Source organism: Bradyrhizobium sp. LMTR 3 (assembly GCF_001693485.1).
Classification (GTDB): domain Bacteria; phylum Pseudomonadota; class Alphaproteobacteria; order Rhizobiales; family Xanthobacteraceae; genus Bradyrhizobium.
In genome coordinates, this window is record NZ_MAXC01000009.1 from 108,913 (window position 1) to 135,443 (window position 26,531).

Annotated in this window: 27 protein-coding genes and 1 pseudogene; 7 read left to right on the plus strand and 21 right to left on the minus strand. The window is 62.0% G+C overall.

The features are described from left to right. Positions 1 to 17: 17 nt before the first annotated feature. From LMTR3_RS08070 to LMTR3_RS37360, 10 genes are all read right to left on the minus strand, one after another. A complete protein-coding gene (locus LMTR3_RS08070) occupies positions 18 to 1,916 on the minus strand; it encodes a TRAP transporter large permease (protein WP_065744557.1) in 1,899 nt (632 codons plus the stop codon). A gap of 41 nt (positions 1,917 to 1,957) precedes the next feature. Then, complete coding sequence (locus tag LMTR3_RS08075) at positions 1,958 to 2,977, minus strand: TRAP transporter substrate-binding protein (RefSeq protein WP_065744558.1); 1,020 nt, start codon at positions 2,975 to 2,977, stop codon at positions 1,958 to 1,960. Between the two features lie 374 nt (positions 2,978 to 3,351). After that, entirely contained in the window at positions 3,352 to 3,657 is a 306-nt protein-coding gene (locus LMTR3_RS08080; protein ID WP_245319806.1) for a gas vesicle protein K, read from the minus strand. Next, complete coding sequence (locus tag LMTR3_RS08085) at positions 3,654 to 3,851, minus strand: gas vesicle protein (protein WP_141686515.1); 198 nt, start codon at positions 3,849 to 3,851, stop codon at positions 3,654 to 3,656. Before LMTR3_RS08085 ends, LMTR3_RS08080 begins: the two co-directional genes overlap by 4 nt. Beyond that, positions 3,848 to 4,633, minus strand: coding sequence for a GvpL/GvpF family gas vesicle protein (locus LMTR3_RS08090; protein WP_065744559.1), 786 nt, complete (start codon positions 4,631 to 4,633; stop codon positions 3,848 to 3,850). Before LMTR3_RS08090 ends, LMTR3_RS08085 begins: the two co-directional genes overlap by 4 nt. Further along, positions 4,630 to 4,944, minus strand: a complete 315-nt coding sequence (locus LMTR3_RS08095) for a gas vesicle protein (RefSeq protein ID WP_065744560.1) — start codon at positions 4,942 to 4,944, stop codon at positions 4,630 to 4,632. The genes LMTR3_RS08090 and LMTR3_RS08095 overlap by 4 nt, the downstream gene beginning before the upstream one ends. Further along, a complete protein-coding gene (locus LMTR3_RS08100; RefSeq protein ID WP_210184680.1) occupies positions 4,941 to 5,162 on the minus strand; it encodes a gas vesicle protein GvpG in 222 nt (73 codons plus the stop codon). Before LMTR3_RS08100 ends, LMTR3_RS08095 begins: the two co-directional genes overlap by 4 nt. 36 nt (positions 5,163 to 5,198) lie before the next feature. Then, entirely contained in the window at positions 5,199 to 5,933 is a 735-nt protein-coding gene (locus LMTR3_RS08105; protein WP_065744561.1) for a GvpL/GvpF family gas vesicle protein, read from the minus strand. A 20-nt stretch (positions 5,934 to 5,953) separates the two neighbouring features. Next, the gene (gvpJ, locus tag LMTR3_RS40195; protein ID WP_065744562.1) at positions 5,954 to 6,220 is read right to left on the minus strand and encodes a gas vesicle protein GvpJ; all 267 of its coding nucleotides are present in this window, start codon (positions 6,218 to 6,220) and stop codon (positions 5,954 to 5,956) included. A 170-nt stretch (positions 6,221 to 6,390) separates the two neighbouring features. Beyond that, positions 6,391 to 6,612 (minus strand): hypothetical protein, encoded by a 222-nt coding sequence (locus LMTR3_RS37360; protein ID WP_141686516.1) that lies wholly within the window; start codon positions 6,610 to 6,612, stop codon positions 6,391 to 6,393. Between the two features lie 120 nt (positions 6,613 to 6,732). Here LMTR3_RS37360 and LMTR3_RS08115 point away from each other — a divergent pair, with 120 nt between their 5' ends. After that, entirely contained in the window at positions 6,733 to 7,935 is a 1,203-nt protein-coding gene (locus LMTR3_RS08115; RefSeq protein WP_065744605.1) for a M24 family metallopeptidase, read from the plus strand. 159 nt (positions 7,936 to 8,094) lie between these two features. On the opposite strand, the gene LMTR3_RS08120 is transcribed toward LMTR3_RS08115, so the two are convergent. The 5 genes and pseudogenes from LMTR3_RS08120 to LMTR3_RS08135 all read right to left on the minus strand — a co-directional run bounded on the left by LMTR3_RS08120 (position 8,095) and on the right by LMTR3_RS08135 (position 13,316). Then, positions 8,095 to 8,454 (minus strand): rhodanese-like domain-containing protein, encoded by a 360-nt coding sequence (locus tag LMTR3_RS08120; protein WP_502686608.1) that lies wholly within the window; start codon positions 8,452 to 8,454, stop codon positions 8,095 to 8,097. 226 nt (positions 8,455 to 8,680) lie between these two features. After that, positions 8,681 to 8,782: pseudogene (locus LMTR3_RS37365) on the minus strand (enoyl-CoA hydratase/isomerase family protein); the annotation flags it as partial. Between the two features lie 35 nt (positions 8,783 to 8,817). Then, positions 8,818 to 10,101 carry an urea ABC transporter substrate-binding protein gene (gene urtA / locus LMTR3_RS08125; RefSeq protein WP_084029480.1) on the minus strand — a complete coding sequence of 428 codons (1,284 nt, stop codon included), beginning with the start codon at positions 10,099 to 10,101 and terminating at the stop codon, positions 8,818 to 8,820. Further along, on the minus strand, positions 10,098 to 11,996 hold the full coding sequence (locus LMTR3_RS08130; RefSeq protein ID WP_084029481.1) for an adenylate/guanylate cyclase domain-containing protein: 1,899 nt from the start codon (positions 11,994 to 11,996) through the stop codon (positions 10,098 to 10,100). The genes urtA and LMTR3_RS08130 overlap by 4 nt, the downstream gene beginning before the upstream one ends. A gap of 513 nt (positions 11,997 to 12,509) precedes the next feature. Beyond that, on the minus strand, positions 12,510 to 13,316 hold the full coding sequence (locus tag LMTR3_RS08135; RefSeq protein WP_065744566.1) for an enoyl-CoA hydratase/isomerase family protein: 807 nt from the start codon (positions 13,314 to 13,316) through the stop codon (positions 12,510 to 12,512). A gap of 174 nt (positions 13,317 to 13,490) precedes the next feature. On the opposite strand from LMTR3_RS08135, the gene nthA reads away from it, so the two are divergent. From nthA to LMTR3_RS08150, 3 genes are read left to right on the plus strand one after another with little or no spacing between them, the layout of a single operon-like run. Beyond that, the gene (nthA, locus tag LMTR3_RS08140) at positions 13,491 to 14,132 is read left to right on the plus strand and encodes a nitrile hydratase subunit alpha (RefSeq protein WP_065744567.1); all 642 of its coding nucleotides are present in this window, start codon (positions 13,491 to 13,493) and stop codon (positions 14,130 to 14,132) included. Continuing rightward, the gene (gene nthB / locus LMTR3_RS08145; RefSeq protein WP_065744568.1) at positions 14,132 to 14,791 is read left to right on the plus strand and encodes a nitrile hydratase subunit beta; all 660 of its coding nucleotides are present in this window, start codon (positions 14,132 to 14,134) and stop codon (positions 14,789 to 14,791) included. The genes nthA and nthB overlap by 1 nt, the downstream gene beginning before the upstream one ends. After that, the gene (locus tag LMTR3_RS08150) at positions 14,791 to 15,174 is read left to right on the plus strand and encodes a nitrile hydratase accessory protein (protein ID WP_065744569.1); all 384 of its coding nucleotides are present in this window, start codon (positions 14,791 to 14,793) and stop codon (positions 15,172 to 15,174) included. The genes nthB and LMTR3_RS08150 overlap by 1 nt, the downstream gene beginning before the upstream one ends. A 102-nt stretch (positions 15,175 to 15,276) precedes the next feature. Here the strand turns inward: LMTR3_RS08150 and queC are convergent, their stop codons facing one another. Beyond that, positions 15,277 to 16,005 carry a 7-cyano-7-deazaguanine synthase QueC gene (gene queC / locus LMTR3_RS08155; RefSeq protein WP_065744606.1) on the minus strand — a complete coding sequence of 243 codons (729 nt, stop codon included), beginning with the start codon at positions 16,003 to 16,005 and terminating at the stop codon, positions 15,277 to 15,279. A 130-nt stretch (positions 16,006 to 16,135) separates the two neighbouring features. On the opposite strand from queC, the gene mazG reads away from it, so the two are divergent. Then, positions 16,136 to 16,990, plus strand: a complete 855-nt coding sequence (mazG, locus tag LMTR3_RS08160; RefSeq protein WP_065744570.1) for a nucleoside triphosphate pyrophosphohydrolase — start codon at positions 16,136 to 16,138, stop codon at positions 16,988 to 16,990. A gap of 20 nt (positions 16,991 to 17,010) precedes the next feature. Here the strand turns inward: mazG and hflX are convergent, their stop codons facing one another. From hflX to LMTR3_RS08180, 4 genes are all read right to left on the minus strand, one after another. Then, a complete protein-coding gene (gene hflX, locus LMTR3_RS08165; protein ID WP_065744571.1) occupies positions 17,011 to 18,387 on the minus strand; it encodes a GTPase HflX in 1,377 nt (458 codons plus the stop codon). 11 nt (positions 18,388 to 18,398) lie between these two features. After that, entirely contained in the window at positions 18,399 to 18,647 is a 249-nt protein-coding gene (gene hfq / locus LMTR3_RS08170; protein WP_006020546.1) for an RNA chaperone Hfq, read from the minus strand. Between the two features lie 319 nt (positions 18,648 to 18,966). Continuing rightward, the gene (ntrX, locus tag LMTR3_RS08175) at positions 18,967 to 20,337 is read right to left on the minus strand and encodes a nitrogen assimilation response regulator NtrX (protein WP_028346102.1); all 1,371 of its coding nucleotides are present in this window, start codon (positions 20,335 to 20,337) and stop codon (positions 18,967 to 18,969) included. Then, positions 20,327 to 22,672 carry a sensor histidine kinase NtrY-like gene (locus LMTR3_RS08180; protein WP_065744572.1) on the minus strand — a complete coding sequence of 782 codons (2,346 nt, stop codon included), beginning with the start codon at positions 22,670 to 22,672 and terminating at the stop codon, positions 20,327 to 20,329. The genes ntrX and LMTR3_RS08180 overlap by 11 nt, the downstream gene beginning before the upstream one ends. A gap of 387 nt (positions 22,673 to 23,059) precedes the next feature. Between LMTR3_RS08180 and LMTR3_RS08185 the strand changes: the two genes are divergently transcribed. After that, the gene (locus LMTR3_RS08185; protein WP_084029482.1) at positions 23,060 to 23,917 is read left to right on the plus strand and encodes a catalase; all 858 of its coding nucleotides are present in this window, start codon (positions 23,060 to 23,062) and stop codon (positions 23,915 to 23,917) included. Positions 23,918 to 23,944: 27 nt separating this feature from the next. On the opposite strand, the gene LMTR3_RS08190 is transcribed toward LMTR3_RS08185, so the two are convergent. Further along, positions 23,945 to 24,877, minus strand: coding sequence for a helix-turn-helix domain-containing protein (locus LMTR3_RS08190; protein ID WP_065744574.1), 933 nt, complete (start codon positions 24,875 to 24,877; stop codon positions 23,945 to 23,947). Positions 24,878 to 25,327: 450 nt separating this feature from the next. Here LMTR3_RS08190 and LMTR3_RS08195 point away from each other — a divergent pair, with 450 nt between their 5' ends. After that, positions 25,328 to 26,275, plus strand: coding sequence for a helix-turn-helix transcriptional regulator (locus LMTR3_RS08195; RefSeq protein WP_065744575.1), 948 nt, complete (start codon positions 25,328 to 25,330; stop codon positions 26,273 to 26,275). The last annotated feature ends 256 nt before the right edge of the window (positions 26,276 to 26,531 follow it).

Below are 26,531 nucleotides of genomic sequence, written 5' to 3' on the forward strand. Positions count from 1 at the left end.
TCTACAAAAGTTTGACCTTACAAGAACCCGATGGAAATCCACGGGAAGATCGCCACGATAATCAGGCCGACCATCAGCGCCAACAGGTAACCCCAGATCGGCCGGATACCCTCGGCCGGGTCGACGCGCCCGATGGCGCAGGCCGCATAATAGCCCACTCCGAAGGGCGGCGCGAATAGCCCGATACCCATCGCGAGAATAACGATCATCGCGTAATGGACCTCGTGGACGCCGACGGCGCGGGCGATCGGAAACAATAACGGCCCAAACAGCACGATCGCCGGAATCCCCTCGAGCACGCTGCCCAGGATCACGAAGGCCACGATCGAGACGGCGATGAACGTCGACGAGCCACCGGGCAGGCCGGTCATGGCGGCCGCCAGCGTCCGCGAAAAGCCGGACTGCGTGAGGCCCCAGGCCATGCCGGTGGCGCAGCCGATGATCAGCAAGATCGCGCCCGACAGGCACGCGGTCTCGACCAACATTGGCACGATCCGCCGCCAGTCGAAGTTGCGGTAGATCAAGAGGCCGTAAATCAGGTAGCCGACGACAAAAGCATAGACGATGCCGATGGTGGAAACCTCGGTCGCGGTCGCGATGCCCTCGACCACGGCGTAGCGGATCACGAACGGCAGCGCGATCGCGGGCAGGGCGATGGCAAACGCGCGGACAATCTCGGTGACGCTCGCCCGCGTGACGTGCCGCAGATCCTCCTTCCGGTAACGCCACCATACCAGCGCCGACAGCGTGATTGCCAGCACGAGGCCCGGCAGAAGGCCGCCGGTGAACAGCGCCGCGATCGAGACGCCGGTCACCGAGCCGATGGTGATCAGCACGAGGCTCGGCGGAATGGTCTCGGTCTGCGCGCCCGTGGCTGAGAGGAGGGCGACCAGATCGCCCGGCTTGGCGCCGCGCGCCTTCATCTCGGGAAACAGCACCGGCGCCACGGCGGCCATATCGGCGGCCTTGGAGCCCGAGATACCCGATACCAGATACATCGCGCCGACCAGCACGTAATGCAGCCCACCGCGGACATGGCCGAGCAAGCTTGCGAGGAACGCCACCATGGCGCGCGCCATGCCGGTCATCTCGATCAGCAGGCCCAGGAACACGAACAGCGGCACCGACAAGAGGATGAGGTGGCTCATGCCCTCGTCCATGCGCCCGACCAGCACCATCAGCGGCGTGCCCGTGGTCAGCGCTAGATAACCATAGGTCGCCAAGCCAAAGCCGAACGCGATCGGTACGCCGGCAAACACGGAGAAGCCGGCCACCCCGACAAAGAAGATGATCAGATTGAGGTTACCGAGCGGCTTGAGCGAGCCCCTGAGCAGCCAGAATATTCCGATGACGAGTGCGACCGACAGGACCGCGCCCAACACCGTGCGAACGTTGCCGACGCGGGCCAGCCGCAGCAAAGCAAACAGCGCCATCAGGGCAATGCCGACCGGCAGCGCCGCGGCACGCCAACTATTGAGGATCTGCAATGCAGGCGTGGTGATGTAGCTTTCCTCGTAGGCGTATTCATAAGCCGGCCAGGCGATCAGGATGAGAAACGCCAGGGCGGCTGCTGTCGCCACCAGATCGAGATAGGCGCGCATCGCGGGCTTCGCGTTGGCGACGACCGCCGTCATCCGCATGTGTTCGGCACGCCGAAACGCAACCGCGGCGCCAAGCATGGCGAGCCACAGGAACAGGATTGAGGCCAGTTCGTCAGACCAGATCAGCGGCCGGTGCAGCGCGTAGCGCGCCACCACGCCGGCAAACAGGATGACGATTTCGGCAACGACCAGCAGCGCTGCGGGAAGCTCGACCAACATTCCCAGGGCCTGCTCGATGGAAGCCAGCAACGAACGGCGGCGAGGGGGCTGAGCCACCTCACCGCCAACCACTTCACTCAGTTCGGCATGAGCCACGACGGCCGCCCGCTTCTTTTTCGCTCGAAAACGCTATGCAGTTACGACAGCTTACCCACGGATTTCTCGAGCAGCTCCCAGGCCTGGTCGCCGTATTTACCTTTCCATTCCGCGTAGAAGCCGGCGGAGCGCAGCTTGTCGCGGAACGGTGTCACGTTGGGCTGGTTGAACGTGAGGCCCTTGCCCGCCAGTTCCTGCTGCAGCCCGGCATTCAGCTTGGCGACGTCCTCGCGCTCCTTGGTGGCCGCCGCATTGATATTCTTGGCGACGATCGTCCTGACATCCTCAGGCAGCTTTTCCCAGGCGCGGCGGTTCGCCAGGAACCAGAAGCCGTCCCACATATGATTCGTCAGCGAACAGAACTTCTGCACTTCGTACAGTTTGGCGGTCGAGATGATCGCCAGCGGATTTTCCTGGCCCTCGACGATCTTGGTCTGCAGCGCCGAGTAAACCTCGCTGAAATTGATCGAGGCGGGCGCTGCATCGAACGCCTTGAACATTGAAGTCCAGAGCGGCGACACCGGCACCCGGATCTTGAAGCCCTTGAGGTCCTCCGGGCCGCTAATGGGCTTGGTCGAGGATGTGGTCTGGCGGAAGCCGTTGTCCCAGATCTTATCCATCACCACGAGATTGGCCTTGGTGATCTCGCCGCGGATATAGGCACCCAGGCCCCCGTCCATGGCCTTCCAGACCGTGTCGTAATCCGGGAATGCGAAACCGATCCCGCTGATCGACGCCGCCGGCACCAGCGTCGCCAGAATCAGCCCCGAGAGCGTGAAAAATTCCACGCCGCCGGACCTGATCTGGCTCAGCATGTCGGTATCGGAACCGAGCTGGTTGTTCGGGAAAATCTGCAGGTCGAACCGGCCCTTGGTCTCGGCCTTGATCGCTGCCGCCATTTCTTTGGCACGAGCGTTCATCGGATGGCCGTCCGGAAGATTATTGGCGTATTTGTAGGTGAATTCCGCGCTCTGGGCTCGCGCCACCAACGGTGCGCCGATGCCGCCCAAAACCGCTGACGCAGCGGATGCCTTGAGAAGCGTGCGTCGTGAAAAGCTCATTCCAGTTCTCCCTTGAGAGTTATTGTTCTTGAGGTCCGAGACACGAACCTGCGGTCCACGGGATCATCAGCGATCACCGCGCGCGCTTATTGCAGCGTCAGCAAGTGTCGGCAATAGGAATGGCCGGGACGCAGCAGATCAGGACTGTCATGGCCGACAAAGGCGAGCCGTTTCGACGCCAGAGCTGACTAGATTTGCCAGCATATCCGCCTAAATATTTGATCTAATTCTAGATATTTATATTCCATAATATACCTTATGCGAATTACAGGCTAGTTCGATCTGGATCTTGAGCCTGCCTGGATTCACGGCGCCCTGTGCACTTCAGGTCTAGGAATTTGCAGCAGATGTGCTCGACGTTAGACTTAGGGAACTCAACGCGGAAGCAGCGGACCGAGAGGTCCCAGGTCGATATTCAGGTCCTCGGCGGCGAGCCCGAAGTGCTGCCGCAGGCGCGATATGCGGTTGTCTAGAAGCATCAGCGTCATGCCGACGCGCTCCTCCTCCGCTGCGGTCAAGCCGCCCTCGTCGACACGACGAAGCGCCTGTCGCTCCACGAGCTGACGCAGCAACTCCACGACGGTGAGCACCAGGCGGGCCAGATCTCGTTCGACCGTGTCAGGCGCCATCGAAATGCGCTGGCGCGGCTCCGGCTCATGTCCAGCGACGCCGGCGCTCACTGGTCTCGCTCCGCTGCGCCAGATCGCGTGGTCCGGTCGAGCGACGTGATCAGAGCGCGAAGCGAGATCTGCACCATGTCGATGTCGGCGATCGCCAGCGTGATGTCTCCGGCCAGCACGATGCCACCCGCCAGAAGCCGGTCGAGCAGGTCGACTAGTGCGACCTCTCGAGCCGGGAACGCGGCGGGGCTCACGTGCCCTCCTCGCTGCCGGCGAACGAATAGGGCGGCCAGGGGCCCGTGATCTCGAGCGTCACGTGCGGGTTTTCGGCGCCCAGCCGCTGTGCACGGGCGGTGAGTTCTTCGGCGCGCCCGGCATCCACCAGGTAGGCTGCGTTGAATACATTTTCGCCTGGAGCAGCGGACAGCTCGGCGCTCTGCGTTCGGTGTTGGCGGCGATCGACGGCAAGCTCGGCGAGAACGGCGTCCATCTCCTCGGCCGCAGTGGTTGCGCGCCGCCACGCGTGCTGGCGCCGATCGCGCTGCTCGCGGCGGTTGCGCAGGTAGTCCCTGCCCGCGCGCGCCGATCCGGACCCGCCGGTTTTCTCAGCCGCGGCCATGGCGCCGGCATATGCGCCCGCGTGCTGCACGTAGATCTTCACCCCCACCTCCACGCGGCCCGCGAGCCGATCCAGTGTCTCGCGGAAGCGCCGGTACTCCCGGCGTAGCAACTGAGCAACGCGGTCGTCGGTGCGGTGAACGGTCGCGAGGCGGAACGGCAACGTTGGTGTGCACGCGGCAACCGCCGCCACGACCCTGTGGTGCGCGCGTGCGATCACCTCCAGCTCCGCCAGCGTCTCCAGCCTGGCTCGCAGCGCAGTCTCGTCGGCGTCGGCAGGTGCAAGCGGACTGACCACGGCGACCAGGTCTTGGTGGCGGACCAGGTGGATCGCGGCGCCGTCGACGCCGACGAGACCGGCCGCCTGGGTTGGATTGAACGGACGCGCGACCGCGTAAGTATAGCTCGCCGTGCTCATCGCCGTGTCTCCAGAGTGGCGGTTTCCAGCGCCCTGATCTGCTTCCGCAACCGCGCGTTCTCGGCCGCGAGCTGCCGCGGCCGCGGCTGGGAAAGCGCCGGATCGTGCTCCCACCAGTCGATCCCCATCGCCTTGGCCTTGTCCACCGACGCGACCAACAGCCGGAGCTTGATGGTTAGCAGCTCGATGTCGAGCAGGTTGATCTTGATGTCGCCAGCGATGATCAGCCCCTTGTCCAGAACCCGCTCCAGAATGTCAGCCAGGTTCGGCGAAGCACCCTGGCGTCCGTGCCACAAGTCTTGTTCCATCATGCGATCATTCCTCGCTTTCGTCCCTCGTCCAGCCGGTCGAGGATCTCGTCCTCGCGTCGATCGAATTCCTCGGCATCGATCAACCCTTCATCCAGTTGCCGCGAAAGTTCGGCCAGCTCGCGCCGGATGGCTGCCGGGCCGCAATGCTGTTCGGCAGCGGCGTCGACGACCCGGTCGATGGTCCATAGCGCGAAGCGGGCCGGCGCGAGCGGCAGCAACAAGATCTGCGACAGGAGTCCCACCGCCACGATCCCTCACACATCCGCTTCGTTGCCGACGAAGCTGTAAGGCGGCAAGGGCCCGTACACCTCGACGCTTGCGTAGCCGGGCAGCTCGCGGCGCAGCGGCGACAAGGCAGCATCGAAGTCCGCCCGGGCGCCGGACGCCACCAGGAACGATACGTTGACGAAGCAACCGTCGACCGGAGGGCCCTGACGTATCCGCGCGGCATGTGGTTGCAGGCGGGCGATGACCTGGTCTGCGTCACGCGCGCGCCGCTCCGCAACGGCGGCGGCCACGTGCTCGCCGAACGCCACCTTGTCCTGGTGGCGGCCGCCGTCTGCGGCGCGAAGTGCGTGATTTCGAGTGCGTAACTCGTCGTTCTGAAGCAAGAGGTCGCGGAGAAGAGCTTCCTCCGCATGAACGCCTTTGACGTTCAGCTCGACATGGCCATCGATCCGGCACAGCAGTTCGCCATAGCGACGCGCCCCCGACCGAAGCTCCGTCTGCACGGCCTCGTCGTCGGGCGCGACCATCCCGAACCGCATCGGCAGCACGGTGCCGGCTGCGTAGACCCGTCCGATGACCGCATCGTGCTTCAACAGATCGCGCCGCTTCGCGCGCAAGTTCTCCGGCGCGTCGCTAACCACCGCGACGAGATCCTTCTCGCGCACGAGCCGGAGGGCGGGAGCTCGCTCCCCCACCCCCACCGCCCCTTCGAGCGGTAGTGGATGCGAGGCACGCGTGACACAGTAGACGTAGCTGCTCATCAGTCATCCTTTCCGTTGCGTCAGCCGATTTCCGTGCGCGCCCGGCCGGGTAGCTCGAGCGGCAGCGCGCCGTCGGGCAGCGAGCGGCCGATCCGGGGGCTGCTGCCGGTGAGATCGAGGCGGCCACACATCTCGGCGAAGCGCAGGTAAGCATCGACGCCGGCCACGACGACCCGCGCATCGATGGTGACCACCTCGAGGCCGATCACCGACACACGCACGAACACGTCGATGACCAGCCCGCGGTCCAGGATCAATTCAACGACTTTGTACAGCTCGCCCGACAATCTGCCGTTTGCTTGAGGCGTTTGAGTCATTGCTATTGCAGTCATACGGTTTGCTCCTTCCGGAAACACGATTTGTCCTTCCGGAAGCTGATACGCGCATGGCTTCGCACCAGTTTCAAAACGAGGATGTAAGTCGCGCTGCCGAATGCGCTCGCCGCCAATTTTCACTGTCAGTGCAAAGGGTTTCCGGCCTTACTGCCGAGGCAGGCATAACGCGGCGCTTCGCGATTGAACTGGACGGGCATGATCCTGTGTATCAGCGCGGCGGTTTGACTCGAATGGAACCAGAGTGGACTCGAATGCAGCGGTGAAACAGCCGGTGACATCTCGGTTTTTTGCTGCCGAGACTCAGATCCAACCAGAAACGACAGCCAGCGTTCGTCAATCTGCATTGGAGCTCGCCGATTTCATCGCTGGTAGGAACCCCGCTTCCCACCCACAATGCGGCTCCAGGCGAAACACAAAGCCCCGAGGCCGGTTGGTTCAAGCCGTCCGCAACGGAGGTCCTCATCATGCAAGAACGCGTCAGTCGCCCGACCGAATCTCGCGCCATTCCATTCGACACCGCCAAGCTCGATTCCCTTATGGAAGCGGCTGGACTCGATATCCTGGTCGCGACGTCCAAGCACAATGTCCAATACCTGCTCGGCGCGGAGCGCGCGATCTTCTTCGACTACATGGACGCGCTCGGCGTCAGCCGCTACTTGCCCGTCCTGATCTACCCGAAGGGCGCGCCCGATAAGGCGGCCTATATCGGACACCGGCTCGAAACCCACCAGCGGGCCGTGGCGCCGCTGTGGGTTCCGCAAGTCCGCACCGAGGGCAACGGCTCGTTGGATGCCGTTTCGCTCGCGGCGGGCCTGATCAAGAGCGCGGGCGTACCGATGAAGCGCATCGGCGTCGAGATGCCGTTCCTGCCGATGGATGCCGGCAGGGCCCTTTCGGACGCCCTGCCCGATAGCGAGATCAAGGATGCGCTGTTGGTGCTCGAGCGCCTGCGTGCCGTGAAGTCGCCGGCGGAATTGGCCAAGCTGAAAAAGGCCTCGGAATTGGTGATCGAATCCATGGACGAGGTGATCGCACACCACGGCCCGGGCACCACCAAGCAGCAGCTTTTCGACGCACTGAGGATCGCGGAGGTCAAGCGCGGATTGACTTTCGAGTATTGCCTGCTGGCCTGCGGCGCCAGCCATAACCGGGCGCCTTCCGCCGACCGCTGGGAAACCGGCGACGTGCTGTCGCTGGATTCCGGCGGCAACTATCACGGCTATATTGGCGACCTCGCGCGGATGGCCGTGCTGGGCGAACCGGACAGCGAGCTCAAGGAGCTGCTGGCCGAAATCGAAGCCGTCCAGCGGGCCGCGTTCGCCGCGGTGCGACCGGGCGCGATGGGCGGCGAAATCTATGCCGCGGCGGAAAAGCGGCTCGCGCAGTCCAGCCAGCGCGACTGCACCGACTTCCTGGCGCACGGCATGGGGCTAGTCAGCCACGAGGCCCCTCGCCTGACGGCCACGGGCCCTATTCCCTACGATGACCCGGACGCGCGCCGGCCCTTGGAGCCCGGCATGGTGGTGTCGATCGAAACGACGATGAAGCACCCGCGCCGTGGCTTCATCAAGCTGGAGGACACGGTTGCAGTGGCCGCAACCGGCTACGAGATCTTCGGCGAAGGCAGCCGCGGCTGGAATATTGGCGGCAGCGCAGTGGCGCGGTGAGGTTGTTCGTTTGGCTTTTGAAGTCAACAAAGGCCCGACTTCACGCCAGCTCAGTGGACCGTCGCGGGCGCCGGCAAGTCCACTGACAGAAGACCATGTGACTTGAAGGTTGCGACGACCGTCGCGATGCGCGGTCGCCCTCGAATGTTGGCTTGCGCCTCAGCCCTTTTCGACGTCTCCGCCTGCTTCCAACCAGCCTTTGAAGCCGCCGAGATTGCGTACGTTGCCGTAACCCATATCCTTCAGCGTCTTTCCCACCAGCGCGGAACGCCCGCCGGATGCGCAGTAAGCAATAACCGTCTTGGTCCGGTCGAAGGCCTTATCGTGCATTGCTGAGGCAGGATCCGCCTTGAACTCCACGAGGCCGCGCGGTATCGCGACGGCACCCGGAACTTTTCCAGAGGCAGTAACTTCCGCCGGCTCCCGAACGTCGAGGAAAAGCACATCGGCCCTTCCCAGAAATCCCTTGGCTTCATCGGGACTGATACGCGGGACTTCGGCATCGGCTTCGGCGAGCATCGCTTGTACGGTTTTCATTGGGCCTTCTCCATGTGTGGGCTCGCCAGCAATGGCGGTGTTCTAATCTCAGCTTCCGCGAGGCACGCAATGCTCGCAGGTTGCAAGGGGCTAATAACCCATCCTGTTTTGATTTCGATCATGCAATTGAAGGATGCTGCGCCATATTTTTGGGTGTGGCAATCCCAGTGGTTGTCGCGGCAAATCTGGCCAGCGCGGCCATACTGCGCTATTTCCCCCTGAACTTCGGCTTGCGTCGCTCCAGAAACGCTGCCACGCCTTCCTTGTGATCCTCGGTCATGCTCGCCAGCGCGAACTGGTCGACATCCATGGTATCTCTGGCCATCGGCGGCAGCGCCACGCTCCTCACCATTCCTTGTACGTCGGCTCGATGCATCCCCCGCAGATCCAAGGGAAGGTCCAATCAGCCGTACGGTTGGCGCTGTCGGGAATGTACTTGCTCCAGGCATCGGCTCGGACCGGATTGATCGACTGCCAAATGACATTGAAGGTCCCGGAAGAATTTATCTTGCCTATCATGACCGGCTTGGAAAGATGATGATTGGTGTTCATTACAACCTCGAAGCCGCTCGGTGCCTTGATCCTCTGACCGTACGTCGCTTGCCGGACCGCATCTATGTTGGTTGTGCCCGCTTGAACGACGGCTTGCGTCCACATCCTGAAGCCAATGAAGGTGGCCTCCATCGGATCATTCGTGGTTTTGTCTCGTTGCTCGTTGAAGTCTGCCCACATTTTCACGAAAGCGTCGTTCTCTGCTGACTTGATCGACTGGAAGTAATTCCAGGCCGCCAGGTGCCCAACGGGGGCAATGTCCACATCAAGCAATTCGCGCTCGCCGACCGAGAAAGCCATCACCGGAATTGCGTTGGCGTCTATCTGTTGGGCAGCTAGTTCGCTGTAGAGGTACGTGTTTGCATCTCCGTTAACGGTTGATATGACTGCGGTCTTTTTTCCCTCCGAACCGAAGGCCTTGATCCGCCCGACGATCTCTCGCCATTCGTAATGGCCGAACGGCGTATAGATCGTCATGATGTCATCCGGCGACACCCCGTCTGCAGCAAGATACGCGCTCAGGATTCGGTTGATCGTACGCGGGTAGACGTAGTCGGTACCGAGCAGAACCCATCTGCGAACCTTGCCTCCCTCATTGCCGATCAGATATCGAACGGCTGGAATTGCTTGCTGGTTGGGCGCTGCGCCCGTGTAGAAAATGCTACGCGAGCTTTCTTCACCCTCGTACTGCACAGGATAGAAGAGCAAGCCGTTCAATTCCTCGAAAATCGGTAGCACGGACTTGCGCGAGGCGGAGGTCCAGCACCCGAATACAACGGCGACCTTATCGTTCGAGAGCAGTTGCCTGGCTTTTTCCGCAAAGACGTTCCAATCGGACGCGGGATCAACAACGATCGGCTCCAGTTTCCGTCCGAGCAGACCGCCCTTCTTGTTTTGGTCCGCTATCAGCATGAGAACGGTGTTTTTGAGCACCGACTCGCTGATCGCCATGGTACCTGACAAAGAATGGAGAATTCCGATTTTGATTGTGTCCTCGCCTGCGTGAACCGCTGAAGCAGCGAGCATCAGCCACAAGCCGAACAACCTTGGCATGACACCTGGTATCGTTGATTTCATGTCGCGGTCCCGACCAGTTCGAAGATGCGGGTTTCCTTCGTCATGCCCTTGGCAATGACCGACTCAAAGGCTCTGAACTGGAAGCAGTGCTGAACCCGCGAATAGACGTCTTCGCTCACAAGAATGGTGGTCCCAAATTGCTTGTTCAGCCCTTCGAGGCGCGCGGCCAGATTTACCGTATTGCCAAGGGCAGTGTAGTTCATACGCTCCGTCGACCCAAGATTGCCGACGACGGCCTCCCCGACATGAATGCCGAATCGCGTGAAGAACGGCTTCAGACCCTCGGTTTCAAACTGAGAGTTGAGCTCTTCACATGCCGCCCTGCCCGCAAGAGCTGCCCGGCAGGCCCGCTCGACGTGGTCGGGCTGTGGATTGGGTGCGTTCCAGAACACCATCACCGCGTCGCCAATGAACTTGTCGACTGTTCCGCCTTCGGCGAGGAAGGCCCCAGTAAGCACGGAAAAATATCGCGACGTTTGGTGCATGAGAGTGTCAGGGTCGGCTGACTCTGCGATCGTCGTAAAATCCCGGACGTCGGTGAAAACGACGGTAATCTCCCCTCGAATTCCGCCAAGCTCGGTGGAGATGGAATCATCAATGATCCGCTGGACGATCTCCTTGGGGACAAAGTGCGCGAACGACCAAATGGCGCGCTGCGCGAGCTCCATCGCACTGCCGAGTTCGTGAATTTCCTTAATGCGCGACGTGCCTGACATGTAATCTGGCGCAGCCAGCTTCTGGAGTTTGACCGCCTGAGCCGTGATTTCTCTCAAGGATCGAGACATTCCGCCGCCAAATATCCAAACGACCGGAACAAAAGCAGCGCTAGCGATAACTGCGAGGATTAATCCGGTGAACTGGAGATTCCGAACATCTTGAGCAAAGTCTTCTTGGGCCGCCAGCAACAATATGTTGGCGTTGTATTGCTCCCCCAGATTGAATTTTGTCACCCTGAACAGAAAGTCCCGCCCGTGATCGTCACGGATGCTTCCGTCGTAGTGGTCGCGACCATCCGACCTTCGCAAGGCTTCCTGCACGACTCCGGAGTTGATCTCCTTGATGCTAGGCAATTGCGGTTGGGATGGATGCGTCATCGCATCGACAACGAATTGCGCGAAATTGGGATGGGCTATAAGCGCGCCGGTCGAGTCGAAGATCAAGACACTGCCGTGCGCTCCAGGTCGTTGCGCCTGGACAAAATCGCTGAAGCTGTCGAGCTTGAGATCTGCGGCAAGGACGCCGGACACTTTGCCTCGCAAGGGCGCGCTAACCGTGATCACCGGTGCGCCGATGCTGAATGCAAGATAAGGCGATGAGACCAGCGCTCGGTCGGCTTTCACCGTCTCGCGGTACCAGCTCCGCTTGCGCGCGTCGTATCCGTATTTCCATAGATCAAGCTGCCCGACCTGGTTGCCCTGCTGATCTTCGAAAATTCGTCGCATCGGCAGATCGCCACTCGGCGTGGGGCGGACCAGATTGATCGCAATATTAGCGTCTGGCGTCGCACGCAACCTTCCGCGCTGCTCGTCGTTGAGATCGTCTATGCGCCGTACCTGCAACCAAGCGCCGTTTTCGAAACCTGCATAGACACTGTCCATTTGAGGCAGTTCCTGCAGTGCGGCCTTGAATAGCGGAATCGCACTGCCGGTCTCGGTTCTTTCATTTGAATCGGCCACACTGGAGCTGGTCGCCAGCACGTGTACCAACGACGCAATAGTGGTAATCTCCGTCCGGAGGCGTCCGAGCGCCTTCGCACTGGTCGCATCCATATAGGCAGACGCGGCTTCGTGCGCGGCCCAGCGAAGAGCCAGGATCTGGATTGCGATCAGCAGCACGGCCAGAGCGACGATAAACGCCATTACCGCGAAGGTGAGTGAGGTTCGAAATGTGAACATCCCGTGTGCCCTCCTCGTGAAGGATACAGCCGGTAAGTCTCTTCGCCGTTCGCTTACGCGCCGCTTCTACGCAAACGTGCTTCTGTATCGAAATCAACACCAGGGCTCTCCCGGCCTGGCGGGATCGGTCGACCAAAGCGGCCGGGAGTTCTCGGAAGTCCGAATAGCTCTTAAAACAAGCCCGGAGTGCGGCGTCACCCACCTCCGAAGGTAACTCGGATTCGACGGGAAGATATACTCGTGACTCCAGATTCGCTTAAAACACGTTTCGGGTAGAGCATTGATATTATTGGAAGTTTATGTCCAAAGGGTCTCATATTCGACAGTCTCCTGCCCTTGGCGGACCGGAAACAGATCGAGCGCGTGGAAAGGTGCGAGCTGGCCAAGGTTTGTCGCCTGCCCCCCGCAGGGGCGTGACTGAACCCTAAAACAGGCATCAAGCAGCCACCTTGCCGCATCAAGGAGATTCCAGCACGCAACCCGGGACCGCCTTGGCGGTAACGTCACGGCATCCTACCTGCCCTTGAACTTCGGCTTGCGTCGCTCCAGAAACGCTGCCACGCCTTCCTTGTGATCCTCGGTCATACTCGCCAGCGCAAACTGGTCGACATCCATGTGGCTGGCGAGATCATCGAGCGCGTGCGCAAGGCGATTGATCGTCAGCTTGGTCATGGCAACCGACAGCGGCGGCTGCGCGGCGACTTTGGCGGCGAGCGCCATCGCGGCGTCGAAGGCCGTGCCGGGATCGGCGACCTCCTCCACCAGGCGCCATTCGTAAGCCTCGGCCGCGGTGATGCGCTGGTCGGCCAGGATTACGGCCTGCTTGGTGCGGGCCGGTCCCATCAGATGCAGCATGCGCGGCACGCTCTGCCAGCTCATATTCATGCCGAGGCCGATCTCGGGCACGCGCATATGGGCATCTCTGGCCATCACCCGGAAATCCAGCGCGACCGCCAGCGCCACGCCGCCGCCGACGCAAAAGCCCTCGATGGCGCCGATCGTGATCTGGTCCATGTCCTGCCAGGCGCGGGTCAGCCGCGGCCCAAGCTTCAAGTGCCGGCGCAAGGCTCCAAGGTCCATGGTCTTGCGCGAACGCCCCTCGGGGTCCTTGAGATCAAAGCCGGCGCTGAACGACTTTGCGCCGCCGGTCAGCACCACGACCGAGGTTGCGCCATCGTCTTCAAAACTGCGGGCAGCGTCGGTGAGCTGGCGTAGCGCCTCCGGCGACAACGCGTTGATGCCGTCGCCGCGGTCGAAACGCACCGCAGCGATACGGCCGTCCGGCCCAAGCCCTTTTTCAATCGTCACAAATCCCGTCAATCCATCGCTCCCTGTCGGTCATTTTTTTCGAAAGTTTAGACCAGAAGTAATTCCGGCGAACCTGAATCCTTGGTCGGTTCCTGTCCGTCGTGTTCGCGAAACCATCGCATCCGCTTGGCGCGGATCGGGGCCCCCTGCCTCGACTAGCCCGGATTTTGCGCCTATCCTCACAACATGAGCGACCATGATCACGATCACCACGGCCATCATCACCACCACGACCATTCCGAACTCTCGGAGACCGAGCTGCGCGTGCGCGCACTGGAATCGATCTTGACCGAAAAGGGCTATGTCGATCCGGCCGCGCTCGACCTCCTGATCGATCTCTATGAAAAGAAAATCGGACCGCGCAACGGCGTTCGCGTGGTCGCCAAGGCATGGAGCGATCCCGCCTATCACGAACGGCTGATGAAGGACGCAACGGCTGCGATTGCCGAACTCGACTATTCCGGCCGCCAGGGCGAGCACATGGTCGTCGTAGAGAACACGCCCGAGCAGCACAACATGGTCGTGTGCACGCTGTGCTCCTGCTACCCGCACCCCGTGCTGGGGCTTCCGCCAGTCTGGTACAAATCCGCGCCCTATCGCTCCCGCGCCGTGTCCGATCCGCGTGGCGTGCTGAAGGATTTCGGCGTGACGCTGCCGGACACCACCAAAATCCGGGTCTGGGATTCCACCGCCGAAATCCGCTACCTCGTGCTGCCGATGCGGCCTGCCGGCACCGAGGGCTGGAGCGCCGAGCAACTTGCCGAACTCGTCACCCGCGACAGCATGATCGGCACCGGCCTGCCCAAACAGCCCGGTGAGGCTGCCTGATGGACGGCGCGCATGACATGGGCGGTGCCAAGGGTTTTGGGCCTGTCGTGCCCGAGCCGAACGAGCCGGTGTTTCATGCTGACTGGGAGCGCCGGGCCTTCGCGCTGACGGTTGCCATGGCGCGCCCGGGCGGCTGGAACATCGATATGTCGCGGTTCGCGCGCGAGAACCGCCCGCCTGAGGATTACCTCAGCAAGAGCTATTTCGAATTATGGCTGGCCGGGCTGGAAACGCTGATGATCGAGCGCGGGCTGGTGACGCGCGAGGAAGTCGAGGCGGGCAAAGTGCTGTCGCCGCCTAAGCCTGGCGTCAAGCCGATCGCTCCAAATGAGGTCACGCCGGCGATCCGCCGCGGCGGCCCGACCGAACGCGAGGCGAAAGCACCTGCGATGTTTGCAATCGGCGACACTGTGCGGATGAAGAACATCCACCCGGTGACGCATACGCGGCTGCCGCAGTATGTCCGTGGCCATCTCGGCACCATCGAGCTCAATCGCGGCTGCCACGTCTTCCCCGACACCAACTCGCTCGGCCAAGGCGAAGACCCGCAATGGCTCTATACAGTCCGGTTCGACGGGCCGGAATTGTGGGGCAAGGACGGCGACCCGACGCTCAGCGTCTCCGTCGACGCCTGGGAATCCTATCTGGAGCGCGCGTGATGGATTTGACCCCGCAGCAGGCCATGCGCGCCGCGGTCGCCGTTCCCGGCGTGCCGCGCGATGAAGACGGCCCGGTGTTTCGCGAGCCATGGGAAGCGCGCGCCTTTGCGATGGCGCTGGCGTTGCATGAGGCCGGCGTCTTCACCTGGAAGGAATGGGCAGAGACGCTGGGCGCGCAAATCAAGCGCGCGCAGGCCGAAGGCGATCCAGATACGGGCGAGACCTACTACCGGCACTGGCTCGCGACGCTGGAAACGCTCGTCGCCGCCAAGGGCGTCACAACGTCAGATGTCCTGCATCGCTACCGTGACGCCTGGGACCACGCCGCCGACCGCACGCCCCATGGTGCACCAATCGAGCTGACCGCGGAGGATTTTGGCTAGCGGTCGCCATCGCCCCACACCAGGACATCATCCCCGCGCATGCGGGGATCCACTACGCTGCGGCTTCTCGCGCCAATCACTGACCGTCTCTGGAATACTGGGTCACCCGCCTTCGCGGGTGACGACAACTGAGTATTCCCGCCAGCCCTTCGCCCGCAGCGCGCAGGCCGGGCATTCGCCGCAGCCATAACCCCAATCGTGCTGCGCGCCGCGCTCGCCGAGATAGCAGGTGTGGGAATGCTCGCGGATCAGATCGACCAACCCTGCTCCGCCGAGTTCATGCGCAAGCTTCCAGGTGGCTGCCTTGTCGAGCCACATCAGCGGCGTATGCAGCTCAAAATTCTTCGCCATGCCGAGATTGAGCGCGGACTGCAGCGCCTTGATGGTCTCATCGCGGCAGTCTGGATAGCCGGAGTAATCGGTCTCGCACATGCCGCCTACGATGTGGCGGATGCCACGCCGGTACGCCAGCGCCGCGGCGAAGGTAAGAAACACCAGGTTACGGCCTGGCACGAAGGTGTTGGGTAAGCCGTCAGCTCCCATTTCGATCGCGACATCGCGCGTCAGCGCGGTATCGGAAATCTCTGCAAGCGTCGGGATCTCCAGCGTGTGGCTCTCGCCGAGTTTTGCCGCCCAATCCGGCCGCAACGACCTTAACCCCGACAGCAGCCGGTCGCGGCACTCGAGCTCGATGGCGTGGCGCTGGCCGTAGCTGAAACCAAGCATTTCGACGCGCGCAAAGCGCCGCAAGGCCCAGGCCAGGCAGGTGGTGGAATCCTGCCCGCCGGAAAACAGCACCAGCGCGGTTTCGGACGGTGATTGGTCGCTCATGACGGGCAATTAGCACTCCCGCGCCCCAAGGCCAACCGGTGGAAATTGCCTCTATTCCGGAGCGTTCCGCTGGGATCGGTCGACCGCTTGCGGCATAAAGCGGCCAGCCCCTCCAAGCGACGGAAATCCCATGACCCCTTCCCGCGATATTTCCCGCCTCATCGAGATCATGGCGGCGCTGCGCACGCCGGTCACGGGCTGCCCGTGGGACCTCGAACAGAACTTTGCGACGATCGCGCCCTACACCGTCGAAGAAGCCTATGAGGTGGCCGACGCGATCACACGCGGCGATCTCGATGATCTCCGCGAGGAACTCGGCGATCTCCTGCTGCAGGTCGTCTATCACGCCCGCATGGCGGAAGAGCAAAACGCCTTTGCCTTCGGCGACGTGGTCGAGGCGATCACAGGCAAGCTGATACGCCGTCATCCGCACGTGTTCGCCGACAAGGACGGCAATATCGCCCCCGCCGGCGTCAAGAGCGCCTGGGAACGCATCAAGGCGGAAGAAAAGGCCGAACGCGCGGCGCGGCGGCCGCCGGAGGAGACCGCGCACAAATCGCTGCTCGCAACCGTCAAGGCCGGCCAGCCGGCGCTGACGCGCGCGATGGAATTGCAGCGCAAGGCCTCGACCGTCGGCTTCGACTGGAACGATCCCCGCGCGGTGCTGCATAAGATTCGTGAGGAGGCTGACGAGATCGAAGCAGCCCTGGACAACGGCAAGCCTGACGAACTCGCGGCCGAAACAGGCGATCTCCTGTTTGCGCTGGTCAATCTGGCGCGGCATGTCGGCGCCGATCCCGAAACCGCGCTGCGCGGCACCAACGCCAAGTTCGAGCGCCGTTTTGCCTATATTGAGCGCGTACTGGCAGCCAAAGGCCGCTCGCTCGAGGACGCAACACTCGCCGAAATGGATGCGCTGTGGAACGAGGCCAAGGATGCGGAACAGCCGGCCGCCTCAGCCTCAGCGCGGAGTGATCGGAGATAGGACGCGCGTTCGCGCGACAATTACGCCACCCGCGGCACGGCATCAAACCGCGACACCACGATATCGCGCTTGGTCTCGTCGACGCGCACCGTCATGTCGAAGCGTCCGTCGCGGAGCTCCTTGTTGAGCACTTCGGCATTGCGATGCAGCCAACTGATGCCGGCGCCGTCGGAAGCGTCGATGGAGAGGTCGAGCGTCGTGCGCGTTGCCGCCAGGCGGTCCTCGATCGCGGTCAGCAACGCATCGATCCCCTCGCCTGACGCGGCGGAAACCAGGAAGCATGGCCGCTCAGGCGGGCGGCGCGCGGCGATGTTGCGCAGGTTCTCGCGTTCCTCGGGATCGAAGCGATCGATCTTATTCCAGACCTCGAGGATACGCGCGCCGGCATCCGGATCGATGCCGAGCTGACGCAGCACGGCATCAACGTCGCGTTCCTGCGCCTCCGCATCTTCATGCGAGATGTCGCGGACGTGGAGAATGATATCGGCCTCCAGCACCTCTTCCAGCGTGGCGCGGAAGGCGGCGACGAGCTGCGTCGGCAGGTTGGAGATGAATCCGACGGTGTCGGAGAGCATCGCCTTGCCGCCATGCGGCAGGCTCAGCGCGCGCAAGGTCGGATCCAGCGTCGCAAACAGCATGTCGGCCGCCTGCACGTCGGCGCGTGTGAGCCGGTTGAACAGGGTCGATTTGCCGGCATTGGTGTAGCCGACCAGCGCAACCACGCGATACGGCACCCGCTGCCGGCCGGCGCGATGCAGCCGCCGCGTCGCCTGCACCTTCTTCAGTTCATTTTCCAGCCGCGTGATGCGGTCGCCGATCAGGCGGCGGTCGGCCTCGATCTGGGTCTCGCCGGGGCCGCCCATGAAGCCGAAACCGCCGCGCTGGCGCTCCAGATGGGTCCAGGACCGCACCAAACGGCTGCGCTGATAATTCAGGTGCGCAAGCTCGACCTGCAGCGCGCCTTCCTTGGTCTTGGCGCGGCGGCCGAAAATTTCCAAAATCAGTCCGGTGCGGTCGAGCACCTTGGCGTTCCAGGCCTTCTCGAGGTTGCGCTGCTGGATCGGCGACAACGCGCAATCCATCACCACCAGCTCGATGTCATGGCCTGCGATCAGGCCCGTGATCTCCTCGACCTTGCCCTTGCCGAGGTAAGTCGCTGGACGAATCTGGGTCACTGGCGCAATCAGCGCATCGGCGATCGTGAGGTCGATGGCGCGCGCCAGACCCGTGGCTTCATCGAGCCGGGCCTCGAAATCACGCGCAGCCTCGTTCGCCTGCGCATCGGCATCGCCGCGGCGCATTCGCAAATATGGGCCGATGACGATCACCCGCCCGCTTTGTTTGGCCCCCGCCGACCGCGGACGGTCGGCGCTCCCTTCACGGTCGAAGGGTTCCAATCAGTTCACTCTCAAGCCGGAGCATCCTCACCGCCCTCGAACAACTGGATCGGAGCGCCGGGCATGATGGTCGAGATCGCATGCTTGTAGACTAGCTGCGAGTGGCCGTCGCGCCGAAGCAGCAAGCAGAAATTGTCGAACCAGGTGACTATCCCCTGCAGCTTTACTCCGTTGACCAGAAAGATCGTCAGTGGCGTTTTTGTTTTACGAACGTGATTTAGGAAGGTGTCTTGTAGATTTTGTGCGCGGTCTGCCGCCATTGTTTTTGTCCCGCCGTCTTGTGCTTCTTTTTATTAAGCCGGTTGTTGCTCTCTCACGGAGCCTGCCCCGACCTGCCGGCCCACCCTGAGATCCCCCTCCGGTCGGCTCGGCAGCACGATTAGAGGGTACGCGCGGTTATTAGGCAAGCCAGTTCGGGCGCCACTGGCGCGGAACCCAGTGGCCATTCTCCGCAAGTGTCCGGAAAGAGATAAATATTCCCAAGCAGATGCATGGATCGGAGAGACACCATTGGGTTGGGCGCGCGTTCGATTCGCACCGCACAAGCGATTCAATCAGCCTCAAGCGATTCAATCAGCCTCAGCCAACACCCAGTGCCTTGAGCTTGCGGTGCAGCGCCGAGCGCTCCATGCCGACGAATTCGGCCGTACGCGAAATATTGCCCGAGAACCGGCTGATCTGCGCGATCAGGTAGTCACGCTCGAACACTTCCCGAGCCTCGCGCAGCGGCAACCCCATGATGTGCTCGCCATTGTTGCTGGTCGGCATCGCCGGCACCATCGAGCCGACGTCCTGAGGCAGCATATCGGCCGTGATGATCGCTTCCGGACCGCCGCCGGCCAGAATCATGACGCGCTCGACATTGTTCCGGAGCTGGCGGACGTTGCCGGGCCAGACATGGGACTGCAATACCGCCATTGCATCCTGGCCGATCTGCCGCTTCGGCAAGCCCGTCGCCGCCGATATCTGGTCCATGAAATAATCGATCAGTTCGGGGATATCCTCGCGGCGTTCCGACAGCGGGGGAACACGAATCGGCACCACTGACAGTCGATGGTAGAGGTCCTCCCGGAATCGCCCTTCCGCGATCTCCTCCTCCAGATTGCGCGCGGTCGAGGAGATGATTCGGACGTCGACATGAATCTTGGCAGCGCCTCCCGAGCGTTGAAAGGTCTGATCGACCAGCACGCGCAGGATCTTGTTCTGGGTTTCGCGCGGCATGTCGGCGATTTCGTCGATGAACAGCGTGCCGCCGTGTGCCTCTTCCAACGCGCCAGGCTTGCGCGGCTGCTCGCCGTTGGTCTGCTCGATGCCGAACAGCTCGACTTCCATCCGTTCCGGGGTGATCGCCGCGGCGTTGATGACGACGAACGGGCCTTCTGCACGGCTCGATGCATTGTGCAGCGTGCGCGCTGCCAATTCCTTGCCCGAACCGGAGGGGCCGACGATCAGGATACGGCTGTTGGCCTTGGCCGCACGGTCGATGGTCTGGCGCAACTGGTTCATGCAGGCGGAGCGTCCGGTGAGAACGCTCGCGGTGGGAGCCAGTTGCTTGAGTTCCTTCACCTCGCGCTTGAGGCGCGAGGTCTCCAGCGCCCGCGTCGCCACCAGGATCAGCCGGTCGGACTTGAACGGCTTTTCGATGAAGTCATAGGCGCCCCGCTTGATCGCCGCCACCGCGGTCTCGATGTTGCCGTGGCCTGAGATCATCACCACCGGAACGTCGGCGTGCTCCTTCTTGATTTGCTCGAGCAGTTGCAGGCCGTCGAGCTTGGAGCCCTGCAGCCAGATATCGAGAAACACGAGATGCGGGCGGCGGTTGGCGACCTCGGCCAACGCCGAATCGCTGTCGCGCGCGGTACGGGTATTGAAGCCTTCGTCCTCCAGGATGCCCGCAACGAGGTCACGAATATCGGCTTCGTCGTCGACAATCAGAATGTCACTGGCCATGGGTTACACCTGCCTTGTCAGTTGCCCGTTGCGGCTTCGGTTTTTGTTCATCATTGGTCGTGGATGCCGCCTCATTGGTTTCGTCGATCTGTGGTTTTGCCTCCGGAGCCGGTTGCTTCGGCGCATGGCCGGATACCGCGAACCGCAGCCGCATCCAGGCGCCGCGCTGTCCGGGGCGGAAATCGGAGGCGTCCTTGAGCTCGATGCGGCCGCCATGGTCTTCCAAGACGCGGCCGACGATAGCGAGCCCGAGACCGGTGCCCTTCTGGCGCGTCGTCACATAGGGCTCCAGCAACCGCGCGCGGCTCACTTTCGGCAGGCCGATACCGTTGTCGATCACGTCGATCACAATGTCGTCGTTTTCGCGCGCGGCGATGACGTCGATGCGTCCCTTGCCGAGTTCTTCCGGCGGCACCTGCTCGATCGCCTCCGTCGCGTTCTTGATGATGTTGGTCAGCGCCTGGGAGATCAACCGGCGATCGAACTGCGCGCGCATCGGATCCTGCTTGATATCGGCCTCGATATCGAGATCGGGATGTCCGACCTTCATCAGGAATACCGCCTGCCGCACGGTATCGGCGACGTCCTCGCCTTCCATGACCGGCTTTGGCATCCGCGCGAAGCGGGAGAATTCATCAACCATCCGCCTGATGTCGTCGACCTGTCGCACGATGGTTTCGGTACATTGTTCGAAGATGTTCTTGTCTTCGGTGATGACCTTGCCGAATTTGCGGCGGATGCGTTCGGCCGAAAGCTGGATCGGCGTCAGCGGATTCTTGATCTCATGGGCGATGCGGCGCGCCACGTCGCCCCATGCCGAGGTACGTTGCGCGGAGACGAGCTCGGTGATGTCGTCGAGCGTGATGATGTAGCTGTCGCGCGACTGGCTGGTCTGCTCGGCAGTGACACGGACAGACAGATTGCGTTCGTGGCCGTCGCGGGTGATCGTGATCTGGCCTTGCACCAGGCGCTGCGTCCCCTCACGCGCGGTCTTCATCATGTCGTCGAGCTCGGGCAGGACGTCCGACAGCGGATGGTCCAGCGTCTCCGATTCCGCATGGCCGATCAGTTTCTCGGCCGAGCGATTCAGAATGCCGACGCTGCCCGAAGCGTCGACGCCGATGATACCGGCGCTGGCCGAGGACAGCACCGCCTCGATGAAGCGGCGTCGGCTGTCGATCAGCTCCGAGGCGCTGACCAGCTCGTCGCGCTGGGTGCGCAATTCGGCCGTCATCTTGTTGAAGGTCTCGCCGAGTTGGGCGAGATCACCCTCGGATTTATGGACCGGCACCTGGACATGCAGATCGCCGGTCGAAACGATGTTGGCCGCGCTCATTAGATTGCGGATCGGCGACACCAGCCAGTTGGCGAAATTCAGCCCGATCAGCACCGAAGCCATCAGAATGGTCAGCGCAATCACCGCAAACATCAGCGCGAAGGCGACCTGAATGCCGAGTCGGCGGGCTTCGATCTGGGCATATTCGGCGACGCTGGCCTGGGTCTGCTTAAGCTGGCTGACCACCCGCGGGTGGAGCAGACGGGCAACGTAAAGAAAAGTGTCCGTGAAGCCGCGGAGGCGAATTACTGCTGCCACGTAGTTTTCTTCCGGGAATACCGCGATCTCGGGTTTGCTTTCGCCGACATCGTTGAGGAATTCCTGCGGCGGCGTCGCAAATTGCTGCTGGATGCCGGTTTGCGCCGTCACCAGAACGTTACGATCCTTGTCGATCAGCATCGCGCCTGGCAAATTGCGTGAGGTCGCGTTGTTCGTCAGCAACTCGAAAAATGACTGACGGTCCTGGTCGAAAAGTGGCCGCGCATTGGAGAGATCGTTGGCCATCCCCAGAATGTCGCTATTGATCAAATAGGCATGCTCATTGACGTAAGCATGGGCAATGTTCAGCGAATTCTCGATCGCGGCTCGCGTCGGCCCGGAAAACAGCCGGTCCAGGCCACGATCGATGGTCACGTTGGCGACAATCGCGACCAGCACCGCCGGCAGCACGGCGATGACAGAGAACAGGCTGACGATCTGGATGTGCAGCCGGGCCGCGGCCTTCCCCCGGCGCCGGGCCTGAATTACCAGCCAGACTTCGCGGATGATGATCCCGACCAGCAGCAAAATGGTCGCCGCATTGATCAGCAGGAAGGAATAGACGACGTGGCCGGTCGGCTCGATCGGCGTCAGGCCGGCCAGGACCATGAAGGTCAGAAATGCCGACAGCAGCGCGATCGCGACCGCAAACGGCGCCACCCACTTCCGCAGGATCCCCCCTCCGGATTCGGTAAGCGATGGGTCGAACGACGGTGCCGAGTTCGTCTCTGCGGTGGTCATTCCGGCAATTCGGTGAGCTGAAAGGGCTGGCCCGCCAGTTGCGGACTGATGCATTCATATCACAATGTTGCCGAAATGCGGCATCAGTAAGATGTTTGTTTTATCAATGAGTTACGATGATTTTTTTCACGCAGGTGGTAAAATTACCAAACGCCGAATCGCGAATACGGTCCTCACCAAACAATTATCTATCGGCAACGTGACGGCAACTCATCGACAAAGCTGCCATCGGCAAGCTTTGTCGCAGAATCGGACAAGGCATGGGGGATTCGGGAAAGACGCCCAAGCTGTCCCGAGCCAGAAACGTGCATCAACGTTCGAACCCGAGGTCCCGTCCTGCCCAAGTTCCCACGCGCCCCTGCCAGCCCCGCATCCATCGTTGCCGCTATGAAGGGGGTAGTCGGTCTTCCGGCGAAGGCACGTGCCAGCTTTGCCAGGGGTCGATGCGTTCGCGGCACCTATGCCCCATCCGATCAGGCCAAGGAGATCACAAAATCCCGTAGCTTCACCAAGCCATCGCGCGTGCTGGCGCGCTTCTCGGTGGAGGGAGGCCTCGACACCAACGACACGTTGCTGCGCGGCTTCAGCTTCCGGCTCGGTAGCGATGGCCAGCGCTCAGAAGTGTGCACACAGAGCGCCCCGGTTCATTTCGCGAGAACGCTTAACCAGATGTTGGCTTTCCTCCGAGTGCGCATTCCAGGACCCGACGGCAAGCCGGACGTGGCAAAGGTCGAGGCATTCTCAGTTGCCAATCCCGAGACGCTGCATCAGGCAAGCTACATGGCCACGCATCCGCCGCCCGCAAGCTTTGCCTGCACAACCTATTGGGGCGTGCACGCTTTTCCCGCGACAAATTCAAAGGGCGAGACCAGGTTCATCAAGTTCAAGGTCGCGCCGGTTGGCGAACAGGCGACCGAGCCCAAGGTCAGGGCAAAGCCTGCCGGGCTGCTGCGCGACGATCTCGAAGCCCGGATCGCGGCTCGCGATATCAGGTTCAGCGTAGTGGCGCTGCTGGATCGTCCCGGTGACCCTGTCATGGACGTGACCGTCCGATGGCCCGATGAGGACGGACGCGAAGCGGTGCGGCTGGGAACGATCGTGATTACCGGTGTTGAAGCAAACGGTGCTAGCGACGAGCCCGTCTTCAATCCGGCAAATCTGGCCGAAGGCATCGGTCATCCGCCGGACGAGATGTTTGCTGCCCGCCGCGCCGCTTACACTATCTCGCAGACAAGGCGTCGCTGAGCGGACGAATCTGCTGCCGTGCTCCGATCACGTTTCGCTTTCCGGTGCGCCCTGCATTTCGCGACGCCAGACTCCCGGGCTGACGCCGATCACGGAGGTAAAAACCCGCGTAAAGTGGCTCTGATTGGCGAACCCCGCCGCCACCGCAATTTCCGACAGCGGCAGGTCGCGAACGGTCATAAGCTGCCTGGCCGCCTTCACACGCTGGCGAAGCAGCCACTGGTGTGGCGGCAGGCCGGTGGAGATGCGAAAGGCGCGCGAGAAGTGGCTGACCGAGAGATCGAATTCTGCCGAGATCTGTTGCAACGAAAGTATCCCGCCGAGGTCGGCTTCCAGTCTTTCACACGCGCGCTTGACCTGCCACGGCGCAAGGCCGCCGCGGGCCAGCTCGGTATTGCGTCGCAGTCCGCCATAGGTCTGGGCAACGTGCGCGGTGAGAGCGAGCATCATGTGATCGATGAAAAGCTGGTTGACCTCGGACGGCTGCCGCAATCCTTCCAAGAAAGAGGCGCCGATATGACGGACGACCGTGTCGTCGTGGCCGACGCCGAGCTCACACGCAAGATCGCCAATGCGCGGCGCGCCGGACTGTTCAGCGATGCTTTCGAGTGCCGAGCGTGGAAGATGGAAAAACAGCGAATGAAATGGCTTGTCGATCACATAGCGCGGATCGTGCTTGAGATCGTACAGATAGGTTGCGCCAGCCCGGACATCCCTCTTCATGATGCACCTGCCGCGCTCCCAAAGCTCGCAGTCCGGATAATCGTGAAGCTTCAGGCTGACGAGGAAGGCGTCCTCCGGTGTCAGCGAGCCGGAAAGACCGGGTATCGGGTTATCATCGCGCGTTTCGGTGACCGCTAGTTCAACGCCGCGCAGTGAACGTGTGACCAGCGACGGCGGCGCATCTTTCAGGTGCAGGAATCGCCCGAACCTCGCTCCGAAGGCGCCCGCCTGTGCCATATGCGTTATCTCGCTTCTTGAAGTTGGAAGGGCTGGTCATCGCGCGTCAGCGAAATGAATGCATAGTATCTCCTTTCAGAGCGCGGTCGTCTACTCTGTTTGGCCGCGGCCGCTATCTCTTCAGTTTTACGACACAAAGCGCCGCGGCTTGCTTTCGCTGTTGTCCATTTGCAACGCAAGCCTTTGCCTCATTCGACGGCAGAGGCTGACCCTGCTCAACCGTTGAGCGACTTCGGTCACAAACGCTTGATGGCCGCTTGCAGCAAGATCAGGCAAAGCACCGCCGCTTTAGGGAAGACCCCGTAGTTCGACGCGCCTAGAACGCGCACCGAAAGCTCTCGACGTCTGGCGGCATCAGTACGGGCAGACAGGAAGCAACAGCTTCGCGTCAGCACCGCAAGTCAGGCCTGGCGGCGCGAGCGAAGGGCCCCCTTCAAGCGAGCAACTGCCATGAGCAAGCCAATCCTGCGCAATTCTTCGCAAGTGAATTCCCACACCGCGTCGGACGCGGATCCTTCGTCGATTGCCGAATCCCGTACTGCAGATGCGGAGATGGCACGCGTGCTCCACACCAAACCACTCCGCATGGCTTTGGACCCCTCCGGTGCTGGGATCGCCCACTGGAAACATGAGCCATTGCACGACGTCGTCGAGCCCATGACCCACCACGTCATCATGGCTTACAACGGCTCGGTTCAGCGCATGGAGCGGCGGTCAGGAAGATCGGTTGCCATTGGAACGTTTCGTCCCGGGGTTCTGATAATCATTCCGGAAGGATCAAGCTCCCGATGGGATATCCCGAAACCTGTCGATGTCGTACAGCTCTATCTTCCTGACACAACGCTGAAGCGGGTTGCCGACGAAGCCGGCACCCCCACATCGACCAATCTCCTGGAGCGAACGGCGCATCCCGACCCCATTACATCCCGATTGCTCCTGAGCGCCTCGGATGTCTTGGAGGGCAACGAGGCCCTGGATGCGCTCTTCAGGCAGCAACTAACGGACCTCCTGGCCACCCGTCTGTTGGCTGCGCACACCGGCTCGGCAACCACGATCCAGCCAGTCATGGGCGGGTTGTCGCCGAAGGTGCTCTGCCGCGCCATCGAGCGCTTGCGTTCGGATGCCGATGCAGACGTCTCGCTTGCGGCGCTCGCTTCCGATGCCGGCCTGTCGCGCTTCCATTTCTGCCGTGCCTTCAAGGAAAGTACCGGGCTTTCGCCGCATGCCTGGCTACGGCAGTACCAACTCGAGCAGGCCATGAACATGCTGCGCGACACCGACGATTCGATCGTGTCGATAGCAGCCGCGCTTGGCTACTCCTCGCAGACCGCTTTTGCCGCCGCGTTCAGGAAGCTGACCGGAGAGACACCGAGCGATTGGCGGCGACACATTCGGTAACAGCAATCGCTCTACAGGTACGGCAATCGCACTGGGGCAGTCGCAAAGCTATTTCGCTAAATCAGCGTCATTGCCCAACGCCAACACCGGATGGAGACAAACGATGGCCTGGATGAACGTCGTCAACCCGTTTGCAATCGCACCGCGGCGGAGAGTCGTCGCGACCGCACTCATGTACGGACTTTCGTTGAGCGTTCGCTTCACCTCGGCAGCGGGCGAAGAAACGGAAGTTCCGGTACATGCCCTCCAAACCGCC

What these genes read in the sequence shown, in the direction of transcription:
- queC (WP_065744606.1), bottom strand. Translation starts at nt 16,005, where the DNA reads ATGAGCGACCAATCACCGTCCGAAACCGCGCTGGTGCTGTTTTCCGGC.
- LMTR3_RS08180 (WP_065744572.1), bottom strand. Translation starts at nt 22,672, where the DNA reads ATGACCACCGCAGAGACGAACTCGGCACCGTCGTTCGACCCATCGCTT.
- LMTR3_RS08195 (WP_065744575.1), top strand. Translation starts at nt 25,328, where the DNA reads ATGAGCAAGCCAATCCTGCGCAATTCTTCGCAAGTGAATTCCCACACC.
- LMTR3_RS08095 (WP_065744560.1), bottom strand. Translation starts at nt 4,944, where the DNA reads ATGATGGAACAAGACTTGTGGCACGGACGCCAGGGTGCTTCGCCGAAC.
- LMTR3_RS08115 (WP_065744605.1), top strand. Translation starts at nt 6,733, where the DNA reads ATGCAAGAACGCGTCAGTCGCCCGACCGAATCTCGCGCCATTCCATTC.
- nthB (WP_065744568.1), top strand. Translation starts at nt 14,132, where the DNA reads ATGGACGGCGCGCATGACATGGGCGGTGCCAAGGGTTTTGGGCCTGTC.
- LMTR3_RS08130 (WP_084029481.1), bottom strand. Translation starts at nt 11,996, where the DNA reads ATGTTCACATTTCGAACCTCACTCACCTTCGCGGTAATGGCGTTTATC.
- LMTR3_RS08190 (WP_065744574.1), bottom strand. Translation starts at nt 24,877, where the DNA reads ATGGCACAGGCGGGCGCCTTCGGAGCGAGGTTCGGGCGATTCCTGCAC.
- LMTR3_RS37360 (WP_141686516.1), bottom strand. Translation starts at nt 6,612, where the DNA reads ATGCAGATTGACGAACGCTGGCTGTCGTTTCTGGTTGGATCTGAGTCT.
- urtA (WP_084029480.1), bottom strand. Translation starts at nt 10,101, where the DNA reads ATGAAATCAACGATACCAGGTGTCATGCCAAGGTTGTTCGGCTTGTGG.
- LMTR3_RS08090 (WP_065744559.1), bottom strand. Translation starts at nt 4,633, where the DNA reads ATGAGCACGGCGAGCTATACTTACGCGGTCGCGCGTCCGTTCAATCCA.
- LMTR3_RS08185 (WP_084029482.1), top strand. Translation starts at nt 23,060, where the DNA reads ATGAAGGGGGTAGTCGGTCTTCCGGCGAAGGCACGTGCCAGCTTTGCC.
- LMTR3_RS08075 (WP_065744558.1), bottom strand. Translation starts at nt 2,977, where the DNA reads ATGAGCTTTTCACGACGCACGCTTCTCAAGGCATCCGCTGCGTCAGCG.
- mazG (WP_065744570.1), top strand. Translation starts at nt 16,136, where the DNA reads ATGACCCCTTCCCGCGATATTTCCCGCCTCATCGAGATCATGGCGGCG.
- nthA (WP_065744567.1), top strand. Translation starts at nt 13,491, where the DNA reads ATGAGCGACCATGATCACGATCACCACGGCCATCATCACCACCACGAC.
- LMTR3_RS08120 (WP_502686608.1), bottom strand. Translation starts at nt 8,454, where the DNA reads ATGCTCGCCGAAGCCGATGCCGAAGTCCCGCGTATCAGTCCCGATGAA.
- hfq (WP_006020546.1), bottom strand. Translation starts at nt 18,647, where the DNA reads ATGGCGGCAGACCGCGCACAAAATCTACAAGACACCTTCCTAAATCAC.
- LMTR3_RS08105 (WP_065744561.1), bottom strand. Translation starts at nt 5,933, where the DNA reads ATGAGCAGCTACGTCTACTGTGTCACGCGTGCCTCGCATCCACTACCG.
- LMTR3_RS08150 (WP_065744569.1), top strand. Translation starts at nt 14,791, where the DNA reads ATGGATTTGACCCCGCAGCAGGCCATGCGCGCCGCGGTCGCCGTTCCC.
- ntrX (WP_028346102.1), bottom strand. Translation starts at nt 20,337, where the DNA reads ATGGCCAGTGACATTCTGATTGTCGACGACGAAGCCGATATTCGTGAC.